Source organism: Pseudomonas sp. R4-39-08, from assembly GCF_003852275.1.
GTDB lineage: Bacteria > Pseudomonadota > Gammaproteobacteria > Pseudomonadales > Pseudomonadaceae > Aquipseudomonas.
Window position 1 is genome coordinate 4181556 of record NZ_CP027733.1, and the last position, 15789, is coordinate 4197344.

General features: G+C 58.6%; 16 protein-coding genes. 7 read left to right on the plus strand and 9 right to left on the minus strand.

The window, feature by feature from the left end; translation table 11 throughout:
* The first annotated feature begins 7 nt into the window (after positions 1–7).
* Positions 8–1390 carry a sodium:solute symporter gene (locus tag C4J88_RS19250; RefSeq protein WP_124407856.1) on the plus strand — a complete coding sequence of 461 codons (1383 nt, stop codon included), beginning with the start codon at positions 8–10 and terminating at the stop codon, positions 1388–1390.
* A 67-nt stretch (positions 1391–1457) separates the two neighbouring features.
* Here the strand turns inward: C4J88_RS19250 and C4J88_RS19255 are convergent, their stop codons facing one another.
* The 3 genes from C4J88_RS19255 to C4J88_RS19260 form a co-directional block, all read right to left on the minus strand.
* Positions 1458–3536: an FAD-dependent oxidoreductase gene (locus C4J88_RS19255; protein ID WP_124407857.1), complete on the minus strand. Its 2079-nt coding sequence runs from the start codon at positions 3534–3536 to the stop codon at positions 1458–1460.
* Positions 3537–3933: 397 nt separating this feature from the next.
* Entirely contained in the window at positions 3934–4056 is a 123-nt protein-coding gene (locus C4J88_RS27825; RefSeq protein ID WP_017737772.1) for a PA1414 family protein, read from the minus strand.
* A gap of 143 nt (positions 4057–4199) precedes the next feature.
* Positions 4200–5093 (minus strand): LysR family transcriptional regulator, encoded by an 894-nt coding sequence (locus C4J88_RS19260; protein ID WP_124367895.1) that lies wholly within the window; start codon positions 5091–5093, stop codon positions 4200–4202.
* Between the two features lie 103 nt (positions 5094–5196).
* On the opposite strand from C4J88_RS19260, the gene C4J88_RS19265 reads away from it, so the two are divergent.
* Positions 5197–6396, plus strand: a complete 1200-nt coding sequence (locus tag C4J88_RS19265; RefSeq protein WP_124407858.1) for an MFS transporter — start codon at positions 5197–5199, stop codon at positions 6394–6396.
* On the opposite strand, the gene C4J88_RS19270 is transcribed toward C4J88_RS19265, so the two are convergent.
* The 3 genes from C4J88_RS19270 to C4J88_RS19280 form a co-directional block, all read right to left on the minus strand.
* Positions 6308–7750, minus strand: a complete 1443-nt coding sequence (locus C4J88_RS19270) for an NCS1 family nucleobase:cation symporter-1 (RefSeq protein ID WP_124407859.1) — start codon at positions 7748–7750, stop codon at positions 6308–6310. The two genes, C4J88_RS19265 and C4J88_RS19270, sit on opposite strands and share 89 nt — an antisense overlap.
* Positions 7751–7947: 197 nt before the next feature.
* Complete coding sequence (locus C4J88_RS19275; RefSeq protein WP_124407860.1) at positions 7948–8346, minus strand: DUF2177 family protein; 399 nt, start codon at positions 8344–8346, stop codon at positions 7948–7950.
* 53 nt (positions 8347–8399) lie between these two features.
* Positions 8400–9236, minus strand: a complete 837-nt coding sequence (locus C4J88_RS19280) for a S1 RNA-binding domain-containing protein (protein ID WP_057721276.1) — start codon at positions 9234–9236, stop codon at positions 8400–8402.
* 324 nt (positions 9237–9560) lie between these two features.
* On the opposite strand from C4J88_RS19280, the gene C4J88_RS19285 reads away from it, so the two are divergent.
* The 3 genes from C4J88_RS19285 to C4J88_RS19295 all read left to right on the plus strand — a co-directional run bounded on the left by C4J88_RS19285 (position 9561) and on the right by C4J88_RS19295 (position 11606).
* On the plus strand, positions 9561–9740 hold the full coding sequence (locus C4J88_RS19285) for a hypothetical protein (protein WP_003193095.1): 180 nt from the start codon (positions 9561–9563) through the stop codon (positions 9738–9740).
* 206 nt (positions 9741–9946) lie between these two features.
* Complete coding sequence (locus C4J88_RS19290; protein WP_124363851.1) at positions 9947–10669, plus strand: TorF family putative porin; 723 nt, start codon at positions 9947–9949, stop codon at positions 10667–10669.
* Positions 10670–10736: 67 nt separating this feature from the next.
* Positions 10737–11606, plus strand: coding sequence for a DUF6279 family lipoprotein (locus C4J88_RS19295; RefSeq protein WP_124407861.1), 870 nt, complete (start codon positions 10737–10739; stop codon positions 11604–11606).
* Positions 11607–11647: 41 nt separating this feature from the next.
* Here C4J88_RS19295 and C4J88_RS19300 read toward each other — a convergent pair whose 3' ends face one another.
* Entirely contained in the window at positions 11648–12049 is a 402-nt protein-coding gene (locus C4J88_RS19300) for a transcriptional regulator (RefSeq protein ID WP_124363853.1), read from the minus strand.
* Between the two features lie 155 nt (positions 12050–12204).
* On the opposite strand from C4J88_RS19300, the gene C4J88_RS19305 reads away from it, so the two are divergent.
* Positions 12205–12477: a hypothetical protein gene (locus tag C4J88_RS19305; RefSeq protein WP_124371465.1), complete on the plus strand. Its 273-nt coding sequence runs from the start codon at positions 12205–12207 to the stop codon at positions 12475–12477.
* A gap of 125 nt (positions 12478–12602) precedes the next feature.
* Here the strand turns inward: C4J88_RS19305 and C4J88_RS19310 are convergent, their stop codons facing one another.
* Both C4J88_RS19310 and C4J88_RS19315 read right to left on the minus strand, forming a co-directional pair.
* A complete protein-coding gene (locus C4J88_RS19310; protein ID WP_124407862.1) occupies positions 12603–13949 on the minus strand; it encodes a DEAD/DEAH box helicase in 1347 nt (448 codons plus the stop codon).
* A gap of 177 nt (positions 13950–14126) precedes the next feature.
* On the minus strand, positions 14127–14849 hold the full coding sequence (locus C4J88_RS19315) for a methyltransferase domain-containing protein (protein ID WP_256659049.1): 723 nt from the start codon (positions 14847–14849) through the stop codon (positions 14127–14129).
* Between the two features lie 107 nt (positions 14850–14956).
* On the opposite strand from C4J88_RS19315, the gene C4J88_RS19320 reads away from it, so the two are divergent.
* The gene (locus C4J88_RS19320; protein ID WP_124407863.1) at positions 14957–15769 is read left to right on the plus strand and encodes a DUF1206 domain-containing protein; all 813 of its coding nucleotides are present in this window, start codon (positions 14957–14959) and stop codon (positions 15767–15769) included.
* Positions 15770–15789 lie beyond the last annotated feature (20 nt).

The following is a 15789-nucleotide window of genomic DNA, read 5'->3' on the forward strand; positions in this document are numbered from 1 at the left end:
CGCCGTCATGGCTTTGGATTTATTCGTCGTACTCATCTACGCCGCCGGCATGCTCGTGCTCGGCTACTACGGCATGCGCCGCGCCAAGACCCACGAAGACTACCTGGTCGCCGGGCGCAACCTCGGCCCGTCTCTCTATATGGGCACCATGGCCGCCACGGTGCTGGGTGGTGCCTCTACCGTTGGCACCGTGCGCCTGGGATATGTGCACGGCATTTCCGGTTTTTGGCTGTGCGCCGCGCTGGGCTCGGGGATCATTGCGCTGAACCTGTTCCTGGCCAAGCCGCTGTTGAAACTGAAAATCTTCACCGTCACCCAGGTCCTGGAAAAACGCTACAACCCCATGGCTCGCCAGGCCAGCGCGGTGATCATGCTGGCCTACGCGCTGATGGTCGTGGTGACCTCGATCCTGGCGATCGGCACCGTCCTGCAGGTGCTGTTCGGCCTGCCGTTCTGGATCTCGGTGCTGCTGGGCGATGGCGTGGTCGTGGTGTATTCGACGATTGGCGACATGTGGTCGCTGACCCTGACCGATATCGTGCAGTTCGTGATCAAGACCGTCGGACTGATGTTCATCCTGCTGCCGATCTGCCTATACCGTGTCGGCGGCTGGGACGAACTGGTGGCCAAGCTGCCGGCGTCGAGTTTCAGCTTCACTACGATCGGCTGGGACACGATCATCACCTACTTCATGATCTACTTTTTCGGCATCCTCATCGGCCAGGACATCTGGCAGCGCGTATTCACTGCCCGTGACGAAAAAGTCGCCCAGTACGCAGGCACGTTCGCCGGCTTCTACTGCATTCTTTACGGCCTGGCGTGCGCATTGATCGGCATGGCCGCGCATGTGCTGATCCCGGACCTGGATAACGTCAACAACGCGTTCGCCGCCATCGTCAAAGCCTCACTGCCGGACGGCATTCGTGGCTTGGTGATTGCCGCTGCCCTGGCGGCAATGATGTCAACCGCCAGCGCCGGGCTGCTCGCCGCCTCCACCGTGCTCACCGAGGACTTACTGCCACGCTTGCGCGGTGGCAAACAGTCGAGCCTGGGCGTTAACCGCCTGTTCACCCTGCTGACCGGGATAGCGGTGCTGGGTATCGCACTGGTGGTGAACGATGTGATCAGCGCCCTGACCCTGGCCTACAACCTGTTGGTAGGCGGCATGCTGATCCCGCTGATCGGCGCGATTTTCTGGAAGCGTGCAACCACCTCCGGGGCGATCACCTCGATGACGCTGGGTTTCGTGACCGCGTTGGTATTCATGTTCAAGGATGGGCTGGACGCAAACACCCCGATTTACTACAGCCTCGCGGTGGCGTTGGTGAGTTTTGTGCTGGTGAGTGTGGTGTCGCGTAAACCGGGGGCGGTGGTGGCGGGGGCGGTTTGAGGTAAACAGCTTTATAGCGGCTCCCTCAGCGGGTGCGACAGCGGATGTCGCACCGGTTTTTTATCATTCACCGTTCATGCGCTCTGGCCTGAATCGTTTCCTGAACCAAAGAGGCCCACACCAATCCCTGTGTGGTGCCCCCTGCATAGGTTCCCCCGGCCGCGATTTGATGGTGGGCGGACCAATGCACTATCGACAGTCCATCCGAGGTGCCCGGCCTGGCACATTCGATTATTTGCAGGTCGCCCTTTTCGACCGCATTGCGGTAGGACCGTGGAAAGTGCCGAGATACCGCGGCAAGGCACGCCTCGAGTACGTGTTCCTTGTGCTCCAATGTCGATCCAGGCGCAACCTGCCCGCCGGAGATCAGAATGTGATCCCCGTCCAGGCGGCAATTCATGACCCCGATAGGTAAATCGTACTGCAGCTTGAGTCCGCACATTTCGGCCCCTTCATTATCTTTGGCGCACAGTTTGAAAAACCAGCCAATGACCGCGATGACATTGGGTTCCTCTACGCCCATGGCAGTGACGACAAAGTGATCTTTACTCAGCTCGGCAATTTGTACCAGGTTCAGATACTGGGGCCGAAATTGAACCCCCGAACGCTGCAACAGCCGCTCTAACTCCCGCGTCAGATCATTAAACGCTACCTCATAACCCGATACTTCCACGGCCCGACCGACGCCAGGGACGCCATAACTTGCCTGGAATTGCCGTTGGCTGATCTCTGCGACTTCACTTCCCGGTTTGCCGCTCGGCCAAGGCCTTGCTTGGATATCGCGTTGCTCGCGGATCGCGCCCTCTACGTCAGTGGCATCGTCCCTATAGGCTCTTACAATCCGCGCGCGTGCACAGGGTGCCAGCGACGGGTTATCGGCCAAAAGCTTTTCAAACAGTTCAATGCCTGCCCGATTGCACTCAACGGCCAGATGCTGGTTTCCTGACAGCAGGAACGGGTTATGCGGCGGTTTTGCCGTTGTCTCCGTCGCTGACAGATGACGCATGTTTACGTGCTTGTGACTGGCGCCGTCGCACTGCCGGTTGCCGCCGTACACGTCGACCTGATAATTCGCCAGGCGAAACATCACGGCTTGGAACAGGCCGTTAATCCCTCTACCGATGATCGATACGCGTGGCGCCTGGGGGTCTATCTGTTGAGAGGGGATCGTCAATGGCTGCGCAAGTTTGCGCCTGACGACGCCGCGCAAGGCCGTCAAGCTCAGTTGAATGGAGACCGCATAGTCCAGATCGCACTGGCAGCCTTCGGTAGTGGCCGCCTGCGCAGACAGCGTCGCCGGGTTGCGCCATGTAGAGACACTGCAACCGAGCTTTTGCGTGCGCACTCGAAACGAGTCCAGTGTTACCGGCCCATAGTCCAATACAAGCTGGATGCCCTCGGCTTGCGCCAGGGTCTGCAAAGCGTCATCGCTGAAGACGTCCGGTTTGGCGACGCAAACCAGGCGGGCCTGCGGGTGCATACAGTGAATAAGAGCGCGGTCAATGCGATGAGTAGAGTCATTCGTCAAAGACAAGCAGAGGGCGACTGCACTGGCCCCTCTCATCGCCTCCAACCAGTCCACCACAAATGACACTCGACTGCCTTGTACTACGTTCCTGTCAGGCGCCAGACGGTATCGGCTCAATACCTTGATTCGAACTTCGGGATCTCGTTCAAGCAGTAACTTGACGAGTTCCTGACCGACATTGCCATATCCCAGTACGCAGATGTCACGGGGTAGCGAACCGTCGGCGAGTGTCAGCCAGTGCACCATATAAGCCGCGACGTGCGGCGCGTTGACCCCAGGCGTGTTGACCACTTGAATGCCGCTGGATGCGCACAGATCCAGTTGCACCTTATCCAGACTCGTACCTCTGCGTATCAGATGGAGGTTTCCGAATGGGTGGGCTGTACGCCACAGGTCTATGACGTCTGCATCCATGGCCTGGTCCCCAACAACGATCGTTGATGGACGCAAAAGCCCGATCTGTGTGAGCAATGCCTGTTTGTTTATTGTCGGGGGGAGAAACACGATGTTGCTGGGAGCGTTAGCCTTCCAGGCTCTGGACACCGGCGCGATATGCAAAATGCTTTCAAGTGTGGCGATCAGGGATGCGGCGACTGGCGGAACGGAAGAGCGCGTCATAGCGTTGTCTCCAATAACTCTGACTTAGTCACGCCTCGCAGAGAGGCTTTCTAAAGTTTGGAGTTACGGAAGCAGGCGCTTTTCTATTCCGATAGCTTTATGGGTCGTTCCATAAGCGTTGCAACAGCCCATGAACCATGAGCATGGCTCCGTAACGGAATTCAACCTACGCTCATCCTAAAAAATGAGTAAGCCAGCCAATTCTGACGTACGAGTGGTCCAATTCCGACAGTTGAAAGTGAAGGAGCCAGGTGGCGTAACCGCTTTTCATACCTGACACAAACAAATGTGGGAGCGGACTCGCTCGCGAATGCGGTAAACCAGTCAACTATCTATCGACTGACTCACCGCATCGCGAGCAAGCCCGCTCCCACACGAATCCTGGGTTGGCTTGGGATCAGCGCCGACGAGGGCGGCGTTGCTCATCATCGGTACGAATCGGTACCGGCTGCAGCGGAGGCTCGATCAAGCCCAGCGCAACGCCAAGGTCATGGAGCCAGGTTTGAATTTTCTCTTTCATGATTTGCCCCCTTTGAGGGTAATGCGAGTAGGCGCCTGTTCTGTCGCCGTTTCCTACATTGATAGTAGCGCTAAGTCTTACGTATTGCTTGTGCGAAAGCACAACGAACTATTACTGAATGGATCTGGATCCTGTCGGATCGTTCAAGCAATTTCACGCCTGTCTTGCAAGCACTCTGTCCGGTCCGACTGCTGCAGCTCGATCCATGCATTGAGGTTAGCGCCGAGCATACCCTTTCGCCACATCAACCAGGTGGTAGCAGTGGCAAAAGGCCCAGTCAGCGGATGAACGGACACGCTGTCCTTGCCTGGCAGACTGTCGAGCATCGATTCAGACATCAACGCCACGCCGGAACCGGCGATGACACACGCGAGCATGCCTTGGTAAGACTCAATCTCGATGGCCCGGCCCATGGCCACGCGATCGTGGGAAAACCAGCGTTCCAGGCGGGTGCGATAAGCGCAGCTGCGGCGGAACGTGAATACCGAGCGGCCGGCGACGTCCTGGGGGCCGCGTACTGGCGGGTGGTCGGCTTCGCAAATGATCACCAGGCGCTCTTCGCACAGCGGCACGCCGTCCAGCGTGGCCAGGGCCAGCGGGCCATCCACCAGCGCCGCATCCAGCCGTCCGGTGATCAAGCCTTCCAGCAGCTCGCCGCTCGGCGCAGATTGCACCTGCAGGTTCACCCTCGGGTAGGCCTTGTGATAACGCGCCAACAGTTTCGGCAAGTGAATCGCTGCCGTGCTGTACATGCTGCCGAGTACAAAATCACCGGCCGGTTGCCCGCCCTGAACGGCGCCGTGGGCTTCGTCGTGCAGCGCCAGTAGACGGCTGCTGTAGTCCAACAGCACTTTACCCGCAGGAGACAGCTGCAAACGCTGGCGTTCCCGCACAAACAGCTCGACGCCGAGCTGTTCTTCCATCTGCTTGAGCCGAGTCGACAGGTTCGACGGCACGCGGTGCAGGCGCTCGGCGGCGCGGGTAATGGAGCCCTCCTCCGCCACCGCCTGGAAGATGCGCAGTTGACTGAACTCCATACCTTTCTCCAAAACTGAACAAGTTCATCACTATTATTCATTTTTACAGAAAGTCAATCCGCTTTAGCCTGACGGTCTTCGCTTTATTGCAGGACACCTGACCATGTCACCGCTGATTCGCTTAACCGCCAGCTTTGTCGCCCTGATGATGGCCATGGGCATCGGCCGCTTTGCCCTCACCCCGCAGATGCCGCATCTGCTCAGCGAAGGCCAGATCGACCTGACCGGCGCGGGGCTGATCGCGGCCGCCAATTACCTGGGTTACTTCGTGGGTGCCGTGGACTCGATATTCGCTCGCAGTCATCATCATATTAAGGGGCGCTTGTACGGTGGCCTGTGGCTCTGCGTGCTGCTGACCCTGGCGTCATACTGGGCCCACGGGTTCTGGCCGCACCTGTTGCTGCGTTTCGGCACTGGTGTCGCCAGCGCCTGGGCCCTGGTGATGATCACCAGCCTGAGCCAGCCACTGGCGATTGCCGCTGGCAGGCCGCGCCTCGGAGCGCTGGTATTTGCGGGGCCGGGGGTGGGGATTTTGCTGACGGGTTTGCTGGCGTTGGGCTCCAACCTGCTGGGGCAAAGCTCCGCGACGCTGTGGTTGGTATATGGGGCAGTGGCACTGGTGATGCTACTGGCCATCCTGCCCTTCTTGCCGAAACCGAGCGCGTCGGTTGCACCCGCTCCCAGCACCGGCAATAACAGCAGCATTGCGCACCTAGGCTGGATCTACTTCCTGTACGGCCTGGGCTACATCATTCCGGCCACCTTCCTGTCGCAGATGGCCAGCGCGCAGTTCAAAGGCGCCTGGCAGGCCGACTTGTTCTGGCCTTGTTTCGGTCTGGCCGCCGCAACGGGCGTGGTGATTGCCAGCCTGCGCCGCAAGGACCCGAACACCACCCGGCGCTGGCTGATGACCACGCTATGGCTGCAAGCCGCTGGCGTGTTCACTTGCCTGCTGGGCAATGGCTGGGGGCTGGCGCTGGGGGTGTTACTGTGCGGTGCGCCGTTTCTGGCCTGCATGCAGCTGGTCATGGCACGCTTGCGCGAGGTAGCGCCCAATGGCTATCAACGCAACACCGGACTGTTGACCGCCAGCTTTGCGATCGGCCAATTGAGCGGCCCGCTGCTGGCTTCCGTGAGCAGCCACTGGAGCGGCAGCCTGCAACCGGCGTTGGTGATTGCCGGTTGCGGCCTGTTGGTGGCGGGCAGCGTATTGATCAGCCGGCGACCACAGGGGTCGGTACGCGGACCTGCTCGCGCCGCGTCAGCACTAGAAAAAACAGCCCGCCCAGCAAGCATCCGGTAAACCAGGCGAAATTGGCCATGCCCTGCAACGCCGGCGTAAAGGTGATCGCCACGCCCATCAACGTCGCCGGCACCAAAGCCTTGACCGCCGTCCAGTTCACACCGCCATCGAAGTAATAACGCCCGCTCGGGCTGTCATCGAACAGCGCGTCCACGTCGATGTGCTGCTTTTTGACCAGGTAGAAATCCACCAGCAGGATGCCAAACAGTGGTCCGATAAATGCGGCGAGGATATCCAGGGTGTAATGGATCATCAGCGGGTTATTGAACAGGTTCCATGGCGTGATAAAGATCGATGCCACCGCCGCGATCATCCCCCCTGCGCGCCAACTGATTTTGCTTGGCGCAATGTTGGCGAAGTCGAACGCGGGCGAGACAAAGTTGGCGACGATATTGATACCGATGGTGGCGGTGACAAACGCAAAGGCACCCAACAGGACGGCCATGCTGTTGTCGATACGCGACACGGTGGCAATCGGGTCATGCAGCATTTCGCCAAACACCGGCAGGGTGCCCGAGACGATCACCACGGTGACCAGGGAGAATGCCAGAAAATTCACCGGCAGCCCCCAGAAATTGCCACGGCGCACGTCCTGCATGCTGCGGCAGTAGCGGCTGAAATCACCAAAATTCAAGGTCGGCCCGGAGAAGTACGACACCACCAGCGCCGTCGCCACGATTACCTGGCCGAACGCCTGCCAGCCCGACAGCGATTTTTCCGCCAGGGTAAAGCTGATATTCGCCCAGCCGGCCTTCCAGACAATCCAGCCGGCCAGGACAAACATCACCGCGTACACCACCGGGCCGGCCCAGTCGATAAAGCGGCGGATGGACTCCATGCCCGCCCAGAACACGGCGGCCTGCAATACCCATAAGCTGAGGAAGCCGAACCAGCCCAGGTAGGACAAACCCGCAAAATGCGGCTCGGCATATACGGCCATCGACGGGAAGAAGCGCAGCACCACGATGATCAAGGCACTCGACGCCAGGTACGTCTGAATCCCGTACCACGCTACCGCGATCAGGCCTCGGATTACCGCAGGAATATTCGCGCCAAACACGCCAAATGCCAGCCGGCAGATCACGGGGTAAGGCACCGCCGCTTGCTGACTCGGTTTGGCCACCAGGTTGGCGATCAGTTGCACAATGCAGATACCCGCGAGCAAGGCGATCAACACCTGCCAACTCGCCAGCCCCAGGGCAAACAGGCTGGCGGCGAAGACGTAGCCGCCGACACTGTGCACATCGCTCATCCAGAAGGCGAAGATGTTGTACCAGGTCCACTTTTGCGGCAGTGGGCCCAGATCCTGGTTGTACAGCCGTGGGCTGTAGCCTTTGGGCAATTGTTCAGTCATCGCTGGACTCCTCGAAATATCGCCCTGCGCTGACGTAGCGGTATGCATACGGTCGGCTACATGGGTTGTATACGAGATATTCAGCAGGATGCGTGCCAATGGCACACAATCCCCGTGGAACGGCGTTCCAAAGGGGTTATCAAGGTTTGGCTATAAGGTAGATGCGCAGCAACGGTGCACGACAATCCTGTACACAATCAATGGCGCACCCGTTGTGCACACAGGTAGCCGACGGTGCAACAGATCGCTGTCAGCACCGTGCCCCACGCCATATCCATCACCGCCAGGCCCGCAGACCAGCCTTGCAGCGTGGCCCAATTGCTCAGGTCGTAAGTGCCATAGGCGACCAACCCGAGCAAGGCGCCCAGACGCGCAGCGCGTTGCCAGCTGGCGCTGGGCAAGACCACGAACACCACGCAACCGAGGACGTAGAGCAGATAAAACACAACGGCCGGCAACAGGCGCGGCTGATCGAGCATCAGCGAGCCGAGCAGGCTTTTATAGGTGGGCCCCATGAGGACGCCGAGCCAAAGGCCGTCGAGCACCAGGAAGGCGAACAGGGTGCCAAGATAGGCAAACAGCATTTTCTTCGACATTGGACCGGTCCACTGCAGGAGCGAGTTTGCTCCTACAGCAGAGCAAACCGCACTCAGCTTAGTTCAATGCGGTCCGCATGAATCACAATCTGCCCCTGCTTGTAGAGCGCACCAATGGCCTTTTTAAAGTTGCCTTTGCTCACGCCAAACAAGTTGCTGATCACAGCAGGATCGCTTTTATCACTGACCGGCAAGGTGCCGTTGTTGTCACGCAACTTGGCAAGAATCTTCGAGTTGAGGCTGGACGCCGCTTCCTGGCCAACCGGCTGCAGGCTCAGGCTGATGTTGCCATCGGCGCGGATCTCCTTGATAAAGCCTTTCTCTTCCTTGCCTGGGCGCAGGAACTTGAACACCTCGTTCTTGTGGATCAGGCCCCAGTGCTTGTTGTTGATGATCGCCTTGAAACCCATGTCCGTGGCTTCGGCCACCAACAGGTCGACTTCCTGGCCCACCTGGTAATTGGCCGGCGTTTTGTCCAGGTAGCGGTCAAGGCGCGCGGTAGCGGTGATGCGTTTGGTGTGCTTATCGAGGTAGACATGCACTACGCAATACTCACCGGCGCTCAACTGACGCTTTTCTTCTGAGTAGGGCAGCAACAGGTCTTTTGGCAGCCCCCAATCGAGGAAAACGCCGATACTGTTGACTTCCACCACTTTCAAACTGGCAAACTCGCCCACTTGAACCTTGGGTTTCTCAGTGGTGGCGATAAGTTTGTCATCGCTGTCCAGATAAATGAAAACGTTAAGCCAGTCTTCATCTTCACTGGGAATATCTTTGGGGATATACCGATTAGGCAAGAGGATTTCACCGTCCTGCGCACCATCCAGGTACAAACCAAAGTTAGTGTGTTTAACCACTTGCAAGCTGTTGTAGCGCCCGACTAAAGCCATTTCCAGATACCCTCATTGCGTGGGCGGTATTCTACCCGGTTTGTGTCAGGCACGCCCGCGCGCCTGAAAAATCCGCAGGCTGACGTGGCGCTACAGTGGCACCGCCCCGCTCGTCTGATCATTCCTACAAATTTTACCGGTCGCCAACGCCCCGTCATCACAAGCTTTCGAGTTAAAACAGTAAGTTAGCCGATTAAATCATTGATCAAGTTCTGCACTTTTCCAGACGCGAGGTTAAGTCCTGGGGGATATTTGCCAAGCAATTGTCAAGTATTTCCTGTACGATGCCTGGCCAAGTTAATTTTCTACAGGTTAGTGGCCGCCATGCGTGTAAAAGCATCCAACAGCAAAGCAAAGCCAGCTCCCGCCGTCGAAACCAGCGAATCGATCAACAGCCAGATTGCTGCGTTTCTCAAGTCCGGTGGCGAAATCCAGCAAATTGCCAAGGGCGTAAGCGGCCAGACTTTCGGCCCGTCCAAGCAGATCAGCCTGGGCAAGAAGTAACACCTGCGCAACGCACCTGGTCCCTAAGCGTCTTGCCTTCAAGGCGCTAGGACTAGAGCCCCGAAACACCCTCTGCTTCACCCTTTATTGCGCAAAAACGACGAACGGGCCTCATCTGCGCGCATTCGCCGGTATCCTTGCACACGTCTAGCACGGGCATCCGCCTGATTTTTCGTTACTGCTCCTCGCTTTTCATGGAGTGAAGCATGTTCAAACCCTGCACGTTTCTGATCGTTGCGTTAATCGCCAGTCCGCTTGCCCAAGCGCAGATCTTCCAGCGCGAATTGGGCGACTTTGACCTTAAATTGGGCACCACGCCCAGCCGCAGCATGGCCCAGGGTCTGGTCAAGCCCACCGCGCCCGGCAGCGACTCGTTCCACGGCGGCCTGGACTTGAGCCACGACAGCGGCGTGTATTTCGGGCAGTTCTCGCCGAATATGGACCTGTCCTCCAAGAGCACGCTCGAAATCGATTCCTACATGGGTTTCAAACACCCTTTCGACCAGACCCTGGGCTACGAAGTCGGCCTGATCCACTACAGCTATCCCAAGCTCAGCCCTCTGGACAGCCAAGAGTTCTACGGTGGCCTGAACCTGTTGGGCAACCGCTTCGGCGCCTCCTTCAGCAACGACCCCGACCGCCAAGACAGCACGCTGTTTGCCGACCTCGGCGGTACCCAGCCTTTCGGCATCGGCGTCAGCATGAAGTACACCACCCATCAGCTGGGCACCCCGGTTTCGGTGGAAAACGGCTCCATCCGCACGTTCAGCGACTGGTCGGTACAGTTCTCCCGAGAATGGAAAGGCATTGACCTGGACTTGATCTACAGCGACTCCAGCCTCAGCGGCGGGGATTGTTCGGCCTACTCCGGACACAATTCGCAATGTGATGGGCTGTTGACCTTGAAGGCCGTGCGATCGTTTTATTGATGGGCTGAACTGTCGCCCCCACCGCAGGTTCACATGCATTAACCCCCATCCGTGCAAGGACCCGCCCATGTTGCGTCGGCTCAAATTTCTGGCGTTATTGCTGACCCTGAGCCTGGCGCTCGCCGGCTGCAACCGCGTAGGCCTGGCCTACCGCAATCTCGATGTGATCATCCCCTGGACCCTCAACGATTACCTGGACATGAACGCCGGGCAAAAGAGCTGGTTCAACGACAGCCTTAAGCAGCACCTGGCATGGCACTGCACCACGCAATTGCCGGGTTACCTGGATTGGCTGGACCGCTTGCAACTGATGGTCGACAGCAATCAGGTCACGGACGCGGCCTTACAAACCCGTACCGTCGAAGCCAAGCAGGCCATCGCCGAGATTGCGCGCGAAATCACCCCGACTGCGGTGCAATTGCTGCAAGGTCTGGATGACCAACAGGTCAAGGAGATGAACGACGCCCTGGCCAAGGACCTGCGCAAGCGCCAGGACGAATACCTCAAGCCACCGCTGCCCCAGCAGATCAAGGAACGCGCCGAACGCATGAGCAAGCGCCTGGACGCCTGGATCGGCCCGCTCAGTACACGCCAGCAAAGCCGGGTGATGGCATGGTCCGCCGCGCTGGGTGATCAGAACACCGAATGGATCGGCAACCGCGCGCGCTGGCAGGCTCAATTCATCGACGCCGTGCAGCAGCGCCAAAGCGTCGACTTCCCGCGCAAGATGCAGCAACTGCTGGTCGACCGTGAAAGCCTGTGGACCCCGGAGTACCGCAGCGCCTACGCACAGACCGAAGCCGCCGCGCGCAGCCTGATCGTTGACCTGATGGCTGAAAGCACCGCGCAGCAACGCCTGAAGCTGACCCAGAAAATCGACGCCGTGCGCAGCGACTTCAAGGCGCTGAAGTGCCTGAAGGCCACACCTTCCCAATAAACGTGGAAGCAGGCACACCCGCTACCACTCGCGCGTGAACGCTAAATCGCACCGCCGGCAATAGCCGCCTCGGACGCGACACGATCAAAGGTTTGTTCATCCAGCGCGTCGTCCTGCTGGTCCAGCACATGACGCGGGTGATTCTCCCCCGGGATTGAGCTATCGATCAGCGAGAGCAGGCTTGCTCCTCGCGGGGTCAGAATGAAATTCTCACCATTGCCGCCCTCTTCCTCCGGACGCGACTCAATAAACCCGCGCTTGAACAACAGCGCTTCATAATCGGCGGCAGTCTTCTTCAACGCATCCAGATTGCCGGTGGGCTCACCCGCCGTGGCCTTCTCGGCGGCTTCCTGCTCAGCGTATTTGCGGGGAGCAAAACTGCCCTCGCCGTTTTGCACTTCATGCAACAGCCGCTCGATCAGATCCCAGTTGTAAGTCGTCATCCTGATTCCTCCTGCAGGCGTAGAAAAATTAGCCCGTCAAAACTAGTGACCCGCCCGCGCGCTGGCCGTTCAGCTGGATGGACGGGCGTCATTCCCCTGAACTTTCCAGGCGTTTGCCCCCTCAACCGAACATCATCGCCAAGGAGGTCCGAACCATGAAAACCCTGATGAACCTGGCCATTGCCGCCACGCTGCTGGGCGCCCTGCCCGCCTGGGCCTGCACGCCCGAAGAGGCCACGGCCAAGCGTGAGGCGCTGGCCAAGGAAGTGAGCCGGCTCACTGAGCAGAACCCTGCCAAAGCCAAGGAGATGAATGACCAGTTGCAGAAGATGGATCTGGACACCGAAAGCGCGCAATTTCCCGACAAATGCCAGTTGATCGATGCCCGGCTCAAAGAGTTGAAGGAAGCTGCTGCCAAGACTGAATGAATGAATGAATGAATGAAGAGCGGCGCGGAGCGCCACTGGCTGCGCTCCCACGCGGAGCATGGGAGCGATCAAACTGAGCATAAAAAAACCGGACAATGTCCGGCTTTTTTCGTCTGGCGCAGGCCTTACTCGGCAGCGGGTGCTTCCGGCTTGCGGCGCTTGAGCGGGGCCATGCCGTCCTTGCTGACGAGCGACAGGTTGTCGGTCTTCGGCCGGTTGGCGATCTTGCGCTTGGTCGGCGACTTGGCGCCGGCCTTCTTCTTGTCGCCCTTGGCGTCAGTCTTTTTCTTCTTCACGCCGACGGCCTTGCCCGACGCCTTGACCTTCTTCGGCCCGGTGTAGGTGCCCTTGACTTCCTTGATGGTGCGGCGCTCGAACGATTGCTTCAGATAGCGCTCGATGCTCGACATCAGGTTCCAGTCACCGTGGCAGATCAGCGAGATGGCCAGGCCATCGTTGCCGGCACGCCCGGTACGGCCGATACGGTGCACGTATTCGTCGCCGCTGCGCGGCATATCGAAGTTGATCACCAGGTCCAGGCCATCCACATCAAGGCCGCGCGCGGCGACGTCGGTGGCGACCAGGATCTTCACGCCACCGGCCTTGAGGCGGTCGATGGCCAGCTTGCGGTCCTTCTGGTCCTTTTCGCCGTGCAGCACGAACGCCTTGTATTCCTGCGCCACCAGGCGGCCGTAGATGCGGTCGGCAGTGGCGCGGGTATTGGTGAACACGATCGCCTTCTGGTAGGTCTCGTTGGCCAGCAGCCAGTTGAGGATCTGTTCTTTGTGCACGTTGTGATCAGCGGTAACGATCTGCTGACGCGTGGTCGCGTTCAGATCGCTGACGTTGTTGACCTGCAGGTGCTCGGGATCGTTCAGGACCTTGGCAACCATCTCGCGCAGGGTCGAGCCGCCAGTGGTGGCGGAGAACAACATGGTCTGCTGGCGGTTGACGCACTCGGCTACCAGGCGCTGCACGTCATCGGCAAAGCCCATGTCGAGCATGCGGTCGGCTTCGTCCAATACCAGCACTTCGACTTCCTTGAGGTCGAGGTTGCCGGCATTGAGTTGCTCGATCATGCGGCCTGGGGTGCCGATCAGGATGTCCGGCACCTTGCGCAGCATGGCGGCCTGGACCTTGAAGTCTTCACCGCCGGTGATCAGGCCGGACTTGATGAAGGTGAACTGGGAAAAGCGCTCCACTTCCTTCAAGGTTTGCTGGGCCAGCTCGCGGGTCGGCAGCAGGATCAGGGTCTTGATGCTGACGCGGACTTTGGCCGGGCCGATCAGGCGGTTGAGAATCGGCAGGACGAATGCAGCGGTCTTACCGCTACCGGTTTGCGCCGTCACCCGCAGGTCACGCCCTTGGAGCGCGAGCGGGATGGCCGCTGCTTGCACAGGCGTAGGCTCGACAAATTTAAGCTCGGCCACGGCTTTGAGCAGGCGTTCGTGCAGGGCGAATTGGGAAAACACGGGTGCTACCTCGAAGAAATACAAAATATCAGCTGCATAGGGTACCGGTTTCGGGCGTCCAAACCGAGTTTCTTTACGCGAACAGGGCTAATCAGCTGTTTTTTTGTCAGCATTTTTCTCCATACCGAGGTGCCTGGGATCAAGACTGCCCCAGCTTATAGGCCCATGCCCCGAACATTACGTCCCCGACGTATATTCCGCCTGACTGGCTTCGCTCATCGTCCAGACGTTGTTCCAGCGTTTCAATGTTGACCTCGTCGGGTGTAGCAACCCCAGCGCGACGATGCGTGGCAAGCAGGCACGTACGATGTAGCCCAGGCCGTAAGGTGTATCAGGGGTTTGTACGACGCATTCGGCACGCACATCCGCGACACGCAATCCGGCAGTGGTGAAGATACCGTGCAGGTTAAAGCCGATATGCAAGTCGGCGCCTTCGCGCGCGATCATCTGCTGTATCCAGCCTTGCGCCGTTCTGTGCAGGGGGAAGGCGTCAATGCTGGCTGGGGCCATCGTCGTATCATGCTCCTGGAAAACCATCACCCCGCCTGGATGAAGATGCTTGGCCAGTGCGCTGACGGTGGCCACGGTATCTGCCTGGTACATGAGCACTCGTCTGCCCACGATGGCGTCGAACATGCCGATAGATTCAGTCAGGTCGAGTAATCCGCTTTGAATGAAAGTGGGCACAGGGTACTTAGCGGATGCCTCGCGTTTGCGTGCTGTAGCAAGCGCATTATCATCGTGATCAACCCCGACGACTTCGCCCGTCTTGCCGACCAGTGTGCTTAGCAGGAAGGAAACGTCCCCCGTTCCGCAGCCGACATCCAGAACACGCATCCCCTCACGTATCCCAGCATCAATAAGAAGTTGTTTGGTGAAGTCACGCTTGGCAAGGTTCATGTCTTGGCTCCGAAATTCAGCCCGGAGTCTGACGGACGCTTGCTGTTAATAGAACCCCACCCAGCGAGAGGGGTCTGCTTTTGTATCAAAGCTCGGGAATACATCGAATGTCCGCACAACAAGGCCTGGTAATACTCGCTCGGGGAGGCTACGCCGCTCGGGGCGTGCTGTATTTGATCATCGGCATCTTCGCACTGCTGGCAGCACAGGATTCGACAAAGCCGAAAGACAGCCACAAGAGCCTGGAAGCACTGCTAAGCCAGCCCTTCGGCTATTTTCTCGTTGGGCTTGTGGTGGCGGGCCTACTCGCATTTGCGGCTTGGCGCGTTCTGCAAGCTACGCGTGATGTGGACCATCATGGCAAAGAACTTAAAGGCTTGGTGATTCGCGCGGGTCTCTTAGCGGGGGGTATGGTTAACGGCGCTCTCGCGCTCTTTGCATTGGGTTTGCTTATTAGCGGCATTAAAAGCTCGGGTAATTCCAGCGGGCAGACCAAAGACTGGCTGGCGCATCTCTTGTCATGGGATCACTCGAATGTGTTGGTGTACCTGATCGCACTCGTTCCGCTGGGTGTGGGTATTGCTCATATCATCAAGGGGTGGAAAGCCTCGTTCGAGAAATATTTTGAGGCCGATGAAGACGTCATGCAGTACGTCCGCCCAGTGTCGCGGTTCGGTCTAATTGCCCGTGGAGTAGTTTTTATAGAGATCGCATTGCTGCTGGCAATCAGCGGTTCCACTTATCAAGCCATGAATCCACCGGGCATGAAAGAAGCCCTGGACGCACTGCAGAATCTTCCAGCGGGATGGCTGATGTTGATGGTGATGGCCTTGGGGCTGATTGCGTTCTCGGCTTACAGCTTCTCTGAAGCCTTCTGGCGCAAGATCAATATGGATGTTCCGGGGGTGCCGAGGCCGTAGTTCCGTGCCGGCTCAGCGAA